At 72.2% G+C, this 13,552-nt stretch carries 16 protein-coding genes; 7 read left to right on the top strand and 9 right to left on the bottom strand.

What is annotated here, in order from left to right; genetic code table 11:
• Nucleotides 1-86: 86 nt before the first annotated feature.
• A complete protein-coding gene (locus tag ACZZ9K_RS13965; RefSeq protein WP_463444368.1) occupies nucleotides 87-839 on the bottom strand; it encodes an SDR family NAD(P)-dependent oxidoreductase in 753 nt (250 codons plus the stop codon).
• Nucleotides 840-934: 95 nt separating this feature from the next.
• Between ACZZ9K_RS13965 and ACZZ9K_RS13960 the strand changes: the two genes are divergently transcribed.
• Nucleotides 935-1,345 carry a MarR family winged helix-turn-helix transcriptional regulator gene (locus ACZZ9K_RS13960; protein ID WP_463444367.1) on the top strand — a complete coding sequence of 137 codons (411 nt, stop codon included), beginning with the start codon at nucleotides 935-937 and terminating at the stop codon, nucleotides 1,343-1,345.
• A complete protein-coding gene (locus ACZZ9K_RS13955; RefSeq protein ID WP_463444366.1) occupies nucleotides 1,342-2,679 on the top strand; it encodes an MFS transporter in 1,338 nt (445 codons plus the stop codon). The genes ACZZ9K_RS13960 and ACZZ9K_RS13955 overlap by 4 nt, the downstream gene beginning before the upstream one ends.
• A 175-nt stretch (nucleotides 2,680-2,854) precedes the next feature.
• Here ACZZ9K_RS13955 and ACZZ9K_RS13950 read toward each other — a convergent pair whose 3' ends face one another.
• Nucleotides 2,855-3,748: an alpha-E domain-containing protein gene (locus ACZZ9K_RS13950; protein ID WP_051596633.1), complete on the bottom strand. Its 894-nt coding sequence runs from the start codon at nucleotides 3,746-3,748 to the stop codon at nucleotides 2,855-2,857.
• A gap of 132 nt (nucleotides 3,749-3,880) precedes the next feature.
• Between ACZZ9K_RS13950 and ACZZ9K_RS13945 the strand changes: the two genes are divergently transcribed.
• Nucleotides 3,881-4,399: a MarR family winged helix-turn-helix transcriptional regulator gene (locus ACZZ9K_RS13945; protein ID WP_110864346.1), complete on the top strand. Its 519-nt coding sequence runs from the start codon at nucleotides 3,881-3,883 to the stop codon at nucleotides 4,397-4,399.
• 10 nt (nucleotides 4,400-4,409) lie between these two features.
• Nucleotides 4,410-4,613: a hypothetical protein gene (locus ACZZ9K_RS13940; protein WP_463444365.1), complete on the top strand. Its 204-nt coding sequence runs from the start codon at nucleotides 4,410-4,412 to the stop codon at nucleotides 4,611-4,613.
• A gap of 38 nt (nucleotides 4,614-4,651) precedes the next feature.
• Here the strand turns inward: ACZZ9K_RS13940 and ACZZ9K_RS13935 are convergent, their stop codons facing one another.
• The 6 genes from ACZZ9K_RS13935 to ACZZ9K_RS13910 all read right to left on the bottom strand — a co-directional run bounded on the left by ACZZ9K_RS13935 (nucleotide 4,652) and on the right by ACZZ9K_RS13910 (nucleotide 10,869).
• On the bottom strand, nucleotides 4,652-5,488 hold the full coding sequence (locus tag ACZZ9K_RS13935; protein WP_463444758.1) for an NAD(P)-dependent oxidoreductase: 837 nt from the start codon (nucleotides 5,486-5,488) through the stop codon (nucleotides 4,652-4,654).
• Between the two features lie 73 nt (nucleotides 5,489-5,561).
• Entirely contained in the window at nucleotides 5,562-6,482 is a 921-nt protein-coding gene (locus ACZZ9K_RS13930) for a M23 family metallopeptidase (RefSeq protein ID WP_463444364.1), read from the bottom strand.
• A gap of 19 nt (nucleotides 6,483-6,501) precedes the next feature.
• Nucleotides 6,502-6,870: a hypothetical protein gene (locus tag ACZZ9K_RS13925; protein ID WP_138802602.1), complete on the bottom strand. Its 369-nt coding sequence runs from the start codon at nucleotides 6,868-6,870 to the stop codon at nucleotides 6,502-6,504.
• 135 nt (nucleotides 6,871-7,005) lie between these two features.
• A complete protein-coding gene (locus tag ACZZ9K_RS13920; protein WP_027465061.1) occupies nucleotides 7,006-7,752 on the bottom strand; it encodes a lysophospholipid acyltransferase family protein in 747 nt (248 codons plus the stop codon).
• Between the two features lie 87 nt (nucleotides 7,753-7,839).
• Nucleotides 7,840-9,711: a DNA helicase RecQ gene (recQ, locus tag ACZZ9K_RS13915; protein WP_463444363.1), complete on the bottom strand. Its 1,872-nt coding sequence runs from the start codon at nucleotides 9,709-9,711 to the stop codon at nucleotides 7,840-7,842.
• 9 nt (nucleotides 9,712-9,720) lie between these two features.
• Complete coding sequence (locus ACZZ9K_RS13910) at nucleotides 9,721-10,869, bottom strand: lysostaphin resistance A-like protein (RefSeq protein ID WP_463444362.1); 1,149 nt, start codon at nucleotides 10,867-10,869, stop codon at nucleotides 9,721-9,723.
• Nucleotides 10,870-10,905: 36 nt separating this feature from the next.
• Between ACZZ9K_RS13910 and ACZZ9K_RS13905 the strand changes: the two genes are divergently transcribed.
• Nucleotides 10,906-11,829, top strand: coding sequence for an EamA family transporter (locus tag ACZZ9K_RS13905; RefSeq protein ID WP_463444361.1), 924 nt, complete (start codon nucleotides 10,906-10,908; stop codon nucleotides 11,827-11,829).
• A 167-nt stretch (nucleotides 11,830-11,996) separates the two neighbouring features.
• On the opposite strand, the gene ACZZ9K_RS13900 is transcribed toward ACZZ9K_RS13905, so the two are convergent.
• Nucleotides 11,997-12,461, bottom strand: a complete 465-nt coding sequence (locus ACZZ9K_RS13900) for a GNAT family acetyltransferase (RefSeq protein ID WP_463444360.1) — start codon at nucleotides 12,459-12,461, stop codon at nucleotides 11,997-11,999.
• 93 nt (nucleotides 12,462-12,554) lie between these two features.
• Here ACZZ9K_RS13900 and ACZZ9K_RS13895 point away from each other — a divergent pair, with 93 nt between their 5' ends.
• Together ACZZ9K_RS13895 and ACZZ9K_RS13890 are read left to right on the top strand one after the other, a co-directional pair.
• A complete protein-coding gene (locus tag ACZZ9K_RS13895) occupies nucleotides 12,555-13,364 on the top strand; it encodes a class E sortase (RefSeq protein WP_259411150.1) in 810 nt (269 codons plus the stop codon).
• Nucleotides 13,361-13,537, top strand: coding sequence for a hypothetical protein (locus tag ACZZ9K_RS13890; RefSeq protein ID WP_181419972.1), 177 nt, complete (start codon nucleotides 13,361-13,363; stop codon nucleotides 13,535-13,537). Before ACZZ9K_RS13895 ends, ACZZ9K_RS13890 begins: the two co-directional genes overlap by 4 nt.
• Nucleotides 13,538-13,552 lie beyond the last annotated feature (15 nt).

The raw sequence follows: 13,552 nt of genomic DNA, 5'->3' as shown, positions 1-13,552 counted from the left end.
GGAAACGGGCGTACCTGGTCGAAAGAACCGACCAGGTACGCCCGTTTCGACCAGGTACGCCCGGAACGTCCAGTGCACCCGACCCGTCAGTGGGCGGAGTAGCCGCCGTCCACCAGGTGGTAGCTGCCCGTGATGAACGAGGCCTTGTCGCTCAGCAGGAACAGCACGAGCGCGGCGACCTCGGCGTCGGTGCCGAGCCGCTTCGAGGCGTGCTCGTCCTCGAGTGCCGAGATGGCCTCGGGCGAGAGCGACCCGCGGAGCAGCGGGGTGTCGATGAACCCGGGGCCCACGGCGTTCGTGCGGACGCCCTGCGACGAGTACTCGAGCGCGGCGACCTTGGTCAGCCCGGCGAGCGCGTGCTTCGAAGCGACGTAGGCCGCGTTCTGCGCCATCCCGACCACGCCGAGCACCGACGCCATGTTCACGATCGCGCCACCGCCGGCGGCCACCATCGCGGGGATCTCGTAGCGCAGCCCGTAGAAGACGCCGTCCAGGTCGACCGCACGGACGCGGTCCCAGGCGGCGATGTCGTACTCGCCGATCGGCTGCGGTGCTGCGCCGATGCCGGCGTTGTTCACGGCCAAGTGCAGCGCGCCGAACGTGTCGACCGCGAACTGCACCATGCGCTCGTTGTCCGCGGCGACCGCGGAGTTCGCCTCGAACGCGCGAGCGGTGCCACCGGCCTCCACGATCGACGCGGCGACGCGCTCGGCGCCCGCCAGGTTGATGTCGGCGACGACCACCGTGGCGCCCGCCGCAGCGAGCTCCTTCGCGACGGACTCGCCGATGCCGCTGCCACCACCGGTGACGACGGCGACCTTGCCCTCGAACTCGGACATGTTCTCCTTCTCTCTCGGCAACACGTGTTGTCTACGAGCACGGTACACCCGAAATCAAGTTCGTTCGCTGAACTAATGAGATAGGCTAACGACCGATGACCGACGCCACCGACCTCCGCATCGCGGTGAACCGGCTGTCCCGCACACTCCGAGCCCAGAAGGCCGACTCGAGCGTCACGGACGCACAGTTCTCCGCCCTCGCACGGCTGCACCGCGACGGCGCCATGACCCTGGCCGACCTGAGCCGACAGGACGGCGTCACCCCGCCGTCGATGACGAAGACCGTCGCGGTGCTGGTGGAGCGGGGCCTGGTGTCCAAGTGCGGGCACAGCGACGATCGCCGCAAGGTGCTGCTCGGTGCGACACCCGCCGGAGCCGCGTTCGTCGAGGAGACCCGACGCCGCCGCGACGACTGGCTCTCCCCGCGACTCGCAGCACTCACCGCCGACGAGCGGAGCACCCTCGCCGACGCCACCGAGATCATGAGGAGGCTGGCCCAGCAGTGACCGCCATGTTCCGCTCCCTCGCCGGACGCAACTACCGCATCTGGTTCGCCGGGGCCCTGGTGTCGAACGTCGGCACCTGGATGCAGCGCACCGCCCAGGACTGGATCGTGCTGACCCAGCTCTCCGACAACAACGCCGTCGCGGTGGGCATCACGATGGCCCTGCAGTTCGGCCCCCAGCTGCTGCTCCTGCCGCTCACCGGGCTCGCCGCCGACCGGTTCGACCGCCGGAAGATGCTCATGCTCACCCAGGGCCTGATGGGACTGCTCGGGCTGGGACTCGGCGTCATGGTCCTCACGCACACCGCCACCCTGCTCGCGCTGTACGGCTTCGCCCTGGCACTCGGCATCGTCGCCGCGTTCGACGCCCCGATCCGGCAGGCCTTCGTCTCCGACGTCGTGCAGGGCGAGGACGTCTCGAACGCCGTCGCCCTGAACTCCGCGTCGTTCAACGCCGCACGCCTGATCGGCCCCGCGGTCGCCGGTGTGCTCATCGCGGCGATCGGCTCCGGATGGGTGTTCGTCATCAACGCCGGGTCGTTCCTGGCCGTCCTGCTCGCACTCCGCTTCGTCGACCCCGCCCAGCTCGCCGAACGGGTCCGGGCGGGCCGCGGCAAGGGGCAGATCGTCGCCGGCTTCCGGTACGTCCGGACCCGACCGGACATCGTCGTCGTGCTCTGCATGATCTTCGTCGTCGGCACGTTCGGCGTGAACTTCCCGATCTTCACCTCGACCATGGCGCGGGTCGAGCTCCACCAGGGCGCCGGCGAGTTCGGGCTGCTCAACTCGGTGATGGCGGTCGGCTCGGTGCTCGGCGCGCTGCTGTCCGCCCGCCGGGACAGGCCGCGGATGCGCACCCTCGTCCTCGCCGCCGGCGGGTTCGGGCTCGCGTGCACGGCCGCTGCCCTCGCCCCGACGTACTGGACCTTCGCGATCGTGCTGGTGTTCGTCGGGCTCGCGTCCCTGACCTTCATGACCACGGCGAACGCCCTGGTGCAGACGACGACGAAACCCGCGATGCGCGGTCGCGTGATGGCGCTCTACATGGCGATCTTCGCGGGCGGCACCCCCATCGGCGCCCCGCTCGTCGGCGCCGTCGCCGACGCCTTCGGCCCGCGCTGGGCGATCGTCGTCGGCGCGGCCTCGGGGTTCGTCGCACTCGGGATCGCGCTCGTCTGGCTCGTCCGGTACCAGCGGGTCCGGCTGCGCTACGACGCCGACTCGCGGCTGCACCTGGCGATCACGCACGCCGTGCCGGTGGTCGGCTCACGCGCGGCGCTCCGCCGCGAACTGGAACGCGACGAGACGCTCGCCGACCGCTCCAGCGCCGTCTGACGGACCGGCGGGTCGCCCTGCCCGTCGGCCGACGGCCCGTGACGCACCGACCGTCGGACGGGAGGCCCGCACCGGCGCCGCCACGGGCCTCCCGTCCGACGCCACCCGGGGCCACGGCCGCGGTCACGACGCGCGGACCAGCCGCTTTCCGCCACACGCGCCGGGGCGGGTCGGGTCAGAGGACGGGTGCGGACGACGCGAAGACGCGCTCGTCGAGGGCCGCGGCGACGCGGTCGGCAGCCACCGCCAGCCGTTGCCCGACGTCACCCGCCACCGCGAGCGCCGACTCCTCGGGGATGCCGTCGAGCAGGGCGCGGACCTCGTCGAACCCGGCGACCTCGTCCGCGACGCAGGACGGGGCGACGTCGGCCAGGCACTCGGCCGCGCGGTGCACGGTGAAGCGCAACGACCGCGGGCTGTGGGCGTCGAGGAGCAGGAAGGCGGCGGCGTCCGACGGCACCGGGGGGTGGTCGCGTCCGCGCAGGAAGGCCTCGCCCGCGCCGCACGCCCGGAGCGCCGCCGTCCACGAGGTGACCGCGTCCGGCTCGAGCAGCCGCGACGCCAGCAGCCGTGCGGTGGAGGCGCAGCGGGTGAGTGATCGCCCGAGGGTGAAGAACTCCCACACCTCGTCACGGCTGGCGTCGCCCTCGACCACCCCGATGGCGAGGGCACTGCGCTCCCGCACCCAGCCGAGGAACTCGTGCGCACGGTCGGGGGCGATCTTCCGGGGCATCCGCGACCGCGTGACGTCGAGGCAGTCCCAGAGCTCGCTCGAGACGACCTCGCGGGCACGGCGTGCGTGGTCACGGGCGACGGCGACCGCGGCGGCGATGGACGCGGGTTCGTGCCGGTCGAGTGCGAGGGCGTCGACGGTGGCGGCGCGGTCCGGGTCGTTCGCAGGGCCGGTGGTCCCGATGACGCTGCGGAGCTCGGTGGACACGAGCCGGTCGTCGTCGAGGGTGCCTGGTTCGCGGCGGGCGACGTAGACGTCGAGCAACCGGGCGACGACGTCGGTGCGCTCCACCGCGCTCCCCACGTGGAAGACGTTCCCCGCGAGGCGGCTCAGCACGGCTGCTCCTGCATGTCCAGAACCTAACGAGCCGGCGTTGCCGGGGTGTTACAGAACCGCGTCACGGGTGTTGCAGGTGTCCCGTCTCCGCGCTCGCTAGACAATCTAACTAGAGCGTCTAGCATTGGGCACATGACGTCCGAGGTGATGACCAGCACCGCGGGGTACTGGTACGAGGACTCCGCGGTCTCCGCCGTGGACGTCCTCAACGCCCTGCGGCGGTACCGGACGGCCGAGAGCGCTGCCCAGCGCCGAGCGCGCGAGGCACTGGGGATCGGCGAGAACGCACTGCTGGCGCTCCGGTTCCTGATCGACGCCGAGCACGACGGCCGCACCGTCAACGCGAAGGACCTCGCCGAGCGGCTCGAGATCACGGCGGCGTCGACTTCGGCCCTCGTCGACCGGCTCGTCCGCAGCGGTCACGTCGAACGGCACGCCGACCCGAACGACCGCCGTGGCGTGATCCTCACCGCCACCGGCACCTCGATGCGGCACGCGCTCCGGGTCATCGAGGAGCTCGACGCCCGCGCGCTCGAGGTCACCGAGCACCTGCCGAGCAACGAGATGGCCGTCGTCGTGGACTTCCTGGACGAGATGGTCCGCGTCGTGGACGAGCTCGACGCCGGGTCGGACCACCTCCGTCGCGCGTAACCTGGTCCGCATGGACCCTCGCGGCGAGCACCACCCCGAGGACGACATGCCGTTCGCCGAGCTCGACTCGCGGGCCCGTGCCGACGCGGCACTCCGACGCATCCAGGCCGGGTCCGATCCGGCTCGCGAGGCGTTCGACCTCGCCAACACCCTGAACGACGAGGCCGTGGGACGGCTCACGAAGCGCCTGCGGCGGTTGTTCCGTCGGGGCTGATCGGTCGGCCGATCCGTGCGCGTGCGTGCGCCCGTGCGTCAGAACGCCGTGCCGACCGCGGCGATGTCGTCGCCCCCGTGCCCTGCTGCGCTGGCATCGGCGTAGACGCGCCCGAGTGCCTCGAGCAGCGTGGTGGACACCCCGGCGGTCCGAGCGGCATCGGTGATGAGTCCGATGTCCTTCCGCAACCCGTCGAGTGCGAACTGGGCGGGGAACTCGTGGGCGATCATCGCGGCACCCTTGGTGTGGGCGTAGGCGGAGTCGCTCGCGCTGCCCTCGATCGCCTGCAGGAACAGCGCTGGGTCGAGCCCGAGTGCCGCCGCCAGAGCCAGGGACTGCCCGGTCGCCGCGGTGATCGAGGCGATCCAGGCGTTCGCGGCGAGCTTGAGTGCGGTGCCGTCGCCGACGTGGTCGCCGGCGCGGACGGTCTTCGCGCCGATCGCGTCGAGCACGGGGTCGACACGGTCGATCAGGTCCGCGGGGCCGGCCGCGAGCATCGTGAGCTTGCCCTGTTCGGCGGGGGCCTTCGTGCCGAGCATCATCGCCTCGACCAGGGTGATGCCGTACTTCTCGGCCAGTTGCACGACCGTCGCGGTGCCGTCGACGCCGATCGTCGAGGCCTGCACCCACACGGCGTCGGTCGGGGCGTCGCCGGCGGCCTGCTCGAGGACGTCGACGACCGCATCGGTGTCGAACAGGGTGAGCAGGACGACTTCGGCACGATCGACGGCACTGCCCGGTTCGCTCGCCACCGTCGCGCCGTGGTCACCGAGGGGCGAGGCCTTGTCGGCACTCCGGTTCCAGACCGTCACCTCGTGGCCCTCGCGGAGCAGTGATCCAGCCACGCCGGCGCCCATCGCACCCGTTCCCAACACCGTCACTCGCACGTGCGTCTCCGTCCTGGCGCGGCTCCGTGCCGCGACCGTCCCGACGCTACGCCCGACGCCGTCAGAGGAGCCCGCGAGCCTGCAGCCAGGCGGCCGGGTCGATCGGGGTGCCGGCCACGATGACCTCGAAGTGCAGGTGGGCGCCGGTCGAGACCCCCGTGTTGCCGACGGCCCCGAGGCGCTCCCCCGCGCGGAGGACCTGGCCGGGGCGGACGTCGATCGCCGACAGGTGCCCGTACCGGGTCGCGGTGCCGTCGGCGTGCTGCAGGAGGACCTGGTTGCCGTAGCCACCGAGCACACCCGCCGAGACGACCCGGCCGGGCAGCGCGGCGACGACCGGGGTCCCGATGGCCGCGGCGAAGTCGAGCCCCTGGTGGTTCGACGAGCAGGCCGTGCAGCCGACGACCCAGCGGGAGCCGAAGCCACCGGCGTCCGGGATCGCACCGACCGTGGGGCGGACGGCTCCCCCGGTCGGGCCCGAACCACCGGGGACCCGGAGGGCTGCCGCAGCCCGACCCACCGAGAAGTCGTCGCGCCCGGCGGTCGGACCGGACGAACCGTCGGCGACGAAGTGCTGCATGCCGGCCGATGCCGACGTGGATCCCGGAGCGGCCGGAGCGGCGACGGCGGTCTGCGGGGAGCCGACCGCGACGAACAGGCACGTGACGGCGGTCACCGCAGCGGCGGGCAGTGTCCGTCGGGCGGGGATCCGGAACGACGCAAGGCGGCGGCGCGCGGGAGCGATGGGCTGCGCGAGCCGGGTCGGCTGCGCGGCCTGCGGGCGCCGGGTCGGCTGCGTCGCCTGCGTGGGCCGGGTGGAAGCCGGGGCGGCGGGAGGGGACACCGCCACCCCGGCGGCTCGGAGGGCCCCGGGCTGTGCAGCGTGCCGTGCACGGCGCAGCGGGGGCTCGGTCGGTCGGTCGGCGGTACGGCGCTCGGCACCGCGCGGGCGCCGGGGCAGACCGTCGTCGAGGGTCGTCATCGTGCGGTGACCGGCCCGGTCAGACGCGGACGACGCCGTCACGGGCGATCCGGTCGAGCTCGCACACGACCGCGTCGACGACCGCTCGGGTGAGCGCGTCGGCCACGGTCTCGACCAGGACGAGGTGCTCGGGACGGATCGTGACCTCGGTCACGAGGGCCGATGCCACCCGCACCGGGATCTCGTCGATCGCGGCGACGAGGGCGGCCGGGACCAGCGTGGAGTCACCCGGGCGGACGGGCGCGGACATCGGCGAGGTCGGCACCGGGGTCACGACGGCGATCGCCGGCGACGGGGTGGAGTGCACGGTGGAGTGCACCGTGGAGTGCGGGGCGTCGGCCTGATCGCGACGCTGGGCGATGGAGTCGAAGAGCGGGGTGGAGGACATGCTGCGGAAGGTCCGATCTGGATGTCGTGGCTGGTCGTTCTCGGGCGACCGGCGATGGCGGCGTGCCGAGCGGCACGCCCGCCATTCAACCATCGATATTTCAGATGTGCAATAGTGACCGGACAGTCTCAGCGATCAGTCCGGGTCGACGGCAGCCGCGGTCGGGTCGTCCGGCTGCAGTGCACGACGGACCCGTTCCACGATCGTCGCGGGCGGGTTGTTGTAGGCGTTCGCCGGCTCCTGGCCGCTGAGCTCCTGGATCGCCGCCATCACCGCATCGGTCGCGTGGCGCCGAGCACGGCCGGACGACGCCTCGCCGAAGGACGACAGGTCGATCGGCTGCCCGAACTCGATCGTCACGCGGGCGAGCTTCGGCAGCCGGGACCCGACCGGCTGCACGTCCTCGGTGCCGGTGAGCGCGACGGGCACCACGGGGGCGCCGCTCGTCAACGCCAGCCATGCCACTCCCGTGCGGCCCTTGTAGATCCGGCCGTCGAGCGAGCGCGTGCCCTCCGGGTAGATCGCGAACGCCTCGCCCTCCTGCAGGCGTGCCAGCCCGAGGTCGAGGGCCTGCTGTGCAGCCGCCCCCGCGCCGCGCTCGACCCCGATGGCGCCAATGCCACCGAAGAACGCCCGCGAGACGGCTCCCTTGAGGCCCGAACCCGTGAAGTACTCCTGCTTCGCCAGGAACGACACCTTGCGCGGTGCCATGAGCGTGATCGCGGGCGAGTCGATGAAGGAGCGGTGGTTGCTCGCGAGGATCACCGGGCCGCGCTTCGGGACGTTCCGACGACCGATGATCTTCGGCCGCCACAGCAACCGGGCGAGCGGGGTCACCACCGCGCGACTGAGCACGGTGGCGAACTTCGTCGAACCGGACACCGGACCTCCTCGTGGTGACGAGCTACCGAGTGTAATGAGGCGCGCGGAGGGCACATGCCCCGAACGGCATGCAGTGGTGGCCAGCCGTCAGTCGGCCGCGGCGACGACGTCGAGGACTGCGCGCCCGTACCGCTCGAGCTTCGCCGCGCCGACGCCGGAGATCTCGCCGAGCTGGTCGACGTCGGCCGGGCGGACGGCGGAGATGCCCCGGAGCGTCGCGTCGTTGAACACCACGTACGCGGGGACGCCCTGCTCGCGGGCTTCGGCAGCACGCCAGGCACGCAGGGCCTCGAACAGGCCGACGGCTTCCTGCGGCATGTCGGTGACGACCGTCCGTCGACTGCTGCGGCCGGCCCTCGGTGCCTTGACCGGGTCGCGACGCATCCGCACCTGCACCTTGCCCGTCAGGACCTCGGCGCTCGTCGGACTGAGGACGACCGTGCCGAAGCCGTCGCCCGACACCGCCGCGTAGCCCTGGGCCAGCACCTGTCGTGCAACCGCGCGCCACTCGCCCTCGGACAGGTCGGCGCCGATGCCGAAGGTCGCCAGGGTGTCGTGCTGGAGTTCCTGCACGCGCGGCGACCGCTTGCCGATCAGGATGTCGACGAGGTGCGAGACGCCGTACCGCTGGCGGCGCTCACGCTCGAGCCGCACGACGGTGGACAGCAGCTTCTGCGCGGGGACGGTGCCGTCCCACGACTCCGGCGGCGCGATGCACGTGTCGCAGTTGCCGCACGCCGTGCTCTCCTGCCCGAAGTACGCGAGCAGCCGCACCCGACGGCACTCGATCGTCTCGCACAGGCTGAGCATGGCGTCGAGGTGGGCGCTGAGCTGCCGACGGTGTGCGGCGTCGCCCTCGGACTGGTCGATCATCCGCCGCTGCTGCACGACGTCGTTCAGGCCGTACGCGAGCCACGCGGTGGCCGGCAGCCCGTCACGACCCGCACGGCCGGTCTCCTGGTAGTAGCCCTCGACCGACTTCGGCAGGTCGAGGTGCGCCACGAACCGGACGTCGGGCTTGTCGATGCCCATGCCGAACGCGATGGTCGCCACCATGACGACGCCGTCCTCGCGCAGGAACGTCGACTGGTTGCGGGCACGCACCCGGGCGTCGAGGCCCGCGTGGTACGGCAGGGCGTTGATCCCCTGCTCGGCCAGGGCGGTCGCGGTGCGCTCGACGGAGTTGCGGGACAGGCAGTACACGATGCCGGCGTCGCCGCTGTGCTCCGTGCGGATGAAGGTGAGCAGCTGCTGCAGCGCGCCGGTCTTCGGTTCGATGCGGTACTGGATGTTCGGCCGGTCGAAGTCGGCGACGAAGTGCGCGGCGTCGTCGAGGCCGAGCCGGGCGGAGATCTCGCGGTGGGTCTGCGGCGTCGCGGTGGCGGTGAGGGCGATGCGCGGCACCGTCGGCCATCGCTCGTGCAGGACGCTCAGCTCGAGGTAGTCCGGGCGGAAGTCGTGGCCCCACTGGGCGACGCAGTGTGCCTCGTCGATGGCGAACAGCGAGACGCGCGCCCGGTCGAGGAGCGCACGGGTGGACTCGAGCCGGAGCCGCTCGGGCGCGAGGTAGAGCATGTCGACCTCGCCCTGCACGACCGCACGCTCGACCCGGGACCGTTCGTCGGGGCCCTGCGTGGAGTTGAGGAACGCGGCCCGGACGCCGTTCGCCGCCAGGGCGTCGACCTGGTCCTGCATGAGGGCGATGAGCGGCGACACCACGACCCCGACGCCGTCACGGACGAGCGAGGGCACCTGGTAGCAGAGGGACTTGCCACCACCGGTCGGCATGAGCACCAGGGCGTCGCCACCGGTGACCACCTGGTCGATGATGGCCGCCTGCTCACCGCGGAAGTCGTCGTAGCCCCACACGCGGTGCAGCACGTCGAGCGCAGCGGCACGGCGGGGTGCGGACACGGCAGCGGGAGCAGGCACGGCAGCGGGAGCGGGCGTGGTGCTCATGCCACGAGCCTACGGGCGACCGGCGACACCCACCGCACTGTCCACAGCACCGTCCGTGCCGGAGTCGGCGCGGTGGTCGGAACCGGCCACGTCGTCGGCGCGGGCCGGCGTGGTCGCCCAGCCCGTGCCTCCAGGCCGGGTCCAGCGGACGCCGCCCGCCCAGGCCGGCGTCACACCGCGGAACCGGGGTGCCTCGTGCCCGGCGAACCGGCGGTCGAGCCCCCGCCACCACGCCAGGAACTCGACCATGCCCCAGAACGCGAGCGACGTGACGAGGGTGACGAGGGTCCCCTGCCAGGTGCCGTTCGCGTCCGACGAGGTCAGGTCGACCTTCGACCAACCGGGCGCCTGCAGCACGAAGATCATGATGTTGTTGAAGGCGTGCTGCAGGACCGTGGCCTCGAGCCCGCCGGTCCGGAGGACGATGATCGCCGCGATCAGGCCGAACGAGCCGACGTCGAGGATGCCCCAGACGTTGTAGCCGTTCGGGATGTGCAGCACCGCGAAGACGACCGTCGAGACCGCCACGGCGATGACCGTGCCGACGCGACGCGGGATCCACGACGCGACGGTCTGCATCAGGAAGCCGCGGAAGATGTACTCCTCGGCCGCGCCTTGGAACGGGACGAGCAGGACGACGAGGGCGATCGTCAGGGTGAGGGTGCCGAGGGAGACCGTCGACTGGCCGATCGCGTCGTGGTTCCAGGCGAAGCCGCCGTCGGTCGTGATCATCCCCCCGTCCCCGAACAGGCCGGTCTGGACGACGAACATGACCACGGCGATGACGAGCGTCGGCAGCAGGCACCACGCCGTCCAGGCCCACCGGACCCGGAACCGCGTCGACGACAGGATGCCGGCCGGTCCGATCCGCGCGATCTTCACGGCGAGCAGGACCCCCGGCAGCAGGACCACGAGCGACACCAGGGTCAGCGAGAGGGTCAACGGGTCGGTCGGGTCGAGGGCACCGCTCTGCAGGTCGTCGAGCAGGCCGTACAGCCCGGACGCACCCCCGACCGCGGCGACCGGGATGAAGTAGGCGACGGTGATCAGCACCTGCGACACGAGGTACCACCCCGCCAGGAACGCGAGGGCGACGAGCGGCCGCCACCACCTCCAGCGCGCGTCGATCCGGGGCAGGCGCTGGTAGGGAACACTCACGCACCGCAGGGTACCGGGCCGGGCAGGATGGGAGCCGTGCTCACCGTCCTGTTCGGCCTGTCCGGCGCGATCGTCTACGGGTTCGCCGACTTCCTGGGCGGACTCGCCTCGCGCCGGGTCCGCCCGGTCGTCGTCACCGCGGTGGCCGCCGCGATCGGGATCGTGCCGCTGCTCGTCGGACTGGTGGTCCTCGGCGGCGTGTTCTCGTGGCCGGCCGCGGTCTGGGGCGCGGTCGCCGGGCTCTCCGGCGGCGTCGGGGTGCTGCTGCTCTACGCGGCACTCGCCATCGGGCCGATGAGCGTGCTCTCCCCCGTCACCGCCGTCTTCGCGGCCGTCGTGCCGGTGCTCGTCGCCGTGTTCCGCGGCACGGTGCTGTCGCCCGTGGCCACCGGCGCGCTCGTGGTCGCGGTCGTCGCGGTGGTCCTGGTCGCGGTGGTCCGGGACGCCTCGGGCGCACGGCTCACCGCCCGGGGCGTGGTCGCCGCCGCCGTCGCCGGGTGCGGCTTCGGCGGGATCGTGCTGGCCTACGACATGACGCCGTCCGACTCGGGCATCGCCCCCCTCGTGGTCGCGCGGGTGCTGCAGGCGGTGCTGCTGGGTGCGGCGGCGCTCGTTGTCGTACTCCGGACGCCAGGCCCGGTGTCCGCCCCGACGTCGGCCCGCCCCGACGGGGCTGCCGCGACCCCCGGGCGTCGGTCGGGTCGCGGATGGGGTCCGCGGCTGCTGGTCACCGTGGCCGTGTGCGGCGTCTTCGACGCGATGGCGAACGTGTTCATCCAGGCGGGACTGCACAGCAGCGACGATCCGGCGACCCTGCCCGTCGTGAGTGTGCTCAACGCGCTCTACCCGATCGGCACGGTGGTGCTGGCCGGGGTGGTGCTGCGGGAGCGGTTGACGGCGCAGCAGTGGATCGGCATCGTGCTGGCGTTCGTCGCGTCGGTGGCGCTGGCGCTGGCGTAGCGCGCGGTCGGGGCGGGGCCGGGCGGGGGGGCGGGCGGGGCCGGGCACGGTGCCGAGTCGTTCGAACCGTTCGAGGTTGACCGCCCGGTGCGGACTTGCAGCACCACACCGAGCCGCCAACGCCGCACCGGATGAGCGAACCCGCACGGTGCGACGGGCGAGCGCGGTCAGGCGTCGGGGATGAGGCGCTTGCCGAGCGAGACCGTGCGGTCGTCGGTGTAGCCGAGGGACGCGTAGAACCCGAGCACCTGCTCGTTGCCCGCACGCACCTGCAGGTTGAGCTTCGGGCAACCGAGGTCGGTCAGGAGCCGCTCGAACTCGGCCATCAGGGTGCGACCGAGGCCGGAGCCCTGCAGGTCCGGGCGCACGGCGAGGTAGTTCACCCAGCCGCGGTGCCCGTCGAAGCCGGCCATGCCCGCGGCGACCACGTCGGCTTCGGCGGTGTCGGTGTCGTCACCGTCACCGTCGGTGGCGTCCGGCTCGGCCACCAGGAAGAGCTCGGGCTGGACGGTCAGCTTGCGCGCGATGTCACGTCGGGGGTCGTTCCAGGGTCGGACGAGCCCGCAGGATTCCCACAGGGCGACGACCGCGTCGGCGTCCTCGGTGCGGAAGGGGCGGATCCGGTACTCCATGCCCCCACGTTAACGGGGTGGGGAGAACGTCGTCACCGGCCTGTCGTCGTGATCTGATAGACCTGTCCGACCACCCAGCCGATCAGGAGCCCCGTGACCGCACACGACACCATCCCGTCGCGCCGCAGCGCACGGGACGACGAAGCCGGCTCGCGGTCCCGGCGTTCCCCGCGTCGACGCCAGACGGTCGGCGGCGCGATCGTCTCGCTCATCGCCGAGTTGCTCATCATCGCGGGCGCCGGCACCGGCCTGTACGTGGTGTGGACGGCGTGGTGGACCGACGTGGTCGCCGTGAACGAGCAGACGAAGCTCGTGCAGGGCCTCGACCAGGTCGAGACCCCGAAGGTCGAGGGCACCGAGCACCGCGGCACCGCACCCGTGCTGGACGAACCGCCGGCGCTGTCGGACGTGTTCGGGACGATGCAGATCCCCCGGTTCGGCAACGACTACAACCGGCCGATCGGCGAGGGCACGGATCGTGAGAAGGTCCTCAACACCATCGGGCTCGGGCACTACCAGGGCACCGCGATGCCCGGCGCCCCCGGCAACTTCGCCGTCGCCGGACACCGGGTCACCTACGGCAAGCCCCTGAACCAGATCGCGGAACTGCAGAAGGGCGACTCGGTCGTGGTCCGGGTCACCGACGCGAAGACGAAGTTCGACGTCTGGTACGTCTACAAGGTCACCGACAGCCAGATCGTCACGCCCGACAAGATCGAGACGATCGCGCCGGTGCCGAACAAGCCCGGCGTCGAACCGACCACCCAGGACCGCTGGCTCACGCTGACCGCCTGCCACCCGATGTGGTCGGCGGCGGAGCGGTACGTGACGCACGCGAAGCTCGACTACTGGATGCCCGCGTCCGAGGGCACCCCGAAGGAACTCTCGGAGACCGCCAAGTGATCTTCCCCCTGGTCTGGCGGCTGCTGCCCGGCCCCACCGCCCTGAAGGTGCTCGAGCTGCTGGTCCTGCTCGCGGCGATCGTGTTCGTGCTGTTCCAGTGGGTGTTCCCGTGGATCGCGGCGGACATCCTGCCGCCGCCGGACGGCACGGTGGGGGCCACGCCGACCCCGTAGCGTCTGGTCTGATCT

The organism is Curtobacterium sp. AC268 (genome assembly GCF_979258745.1).
Note: the sequence above shows the minus strand (reverse complement) of the source record. Positions and strands in the feature narration are given on the sequence as shown.

What these genes read in the sequence shown, in the direction of transcription:
- ACZZ9K_RS13960 (WP_463444367.1), top strand. Translation starts at nt 935, where the DNA reads ATGACCGACGCCACCGACCTCCGCATCGCGGTGAACCGGCTGTCCCGC.
- ACZZ9K_RS13930 (WP_463444364.1), bottom strand. Translation starts at nt 6,482, where the DNA reads ATGACGACCCTCGACGACGGTCTGCCCCGGCGCCCGCGCGGTGCCGAG.
- ACZZ9K_RS13940 (WP_463444365.1), top strand. Translation starts at nt 4,410, where the DNA reads ATGGACCCTCGCGGCGAGCACCACCCCGAGGACGACATGCCGTTCGCC.
- ACZZ9K_RS13925 (WP_138802602.1), bottom strand. Translation starts at nt 6,870, where the DNA reads ATGTCCTCCACCCCGCTCTTCGACTCCATCGCCCAGCGTCGCGATCAG.
- recQ (WP_463444363.1), bottom strand. Translation starts at nt 9,711, where the DNA reads ATGAGCACCACGCCCGCTCCCGCTGCCGTGCCTGCTCCCGCTGCCGTG.
- ACZZ9K_RS13900 (WP_463444360.1), bottom strand. Translation starts at nt 12,461, where the DNA reads ATGGAGTACCGGATCCGCCCCTTCCGCACCGAGGACGCCGACGCGGTC.
- ACZZ9K_RS13965 (WP_463444368.1), bottom strand. Translation starts at nt 839, where the DNA reads ATGTCCGAGTTCGAGGGCAAGGTCGCCGTCGTCACCGGTGGTGGCAGC.
- ACZZ9K_RS13945 (WP_110864346.1), top strand. Translation starts at nt 3,881, where the DNA reads ATGACGTCCGAGGTGATGACCAGCACCGCGGGGTACTGGTACGAGGAC.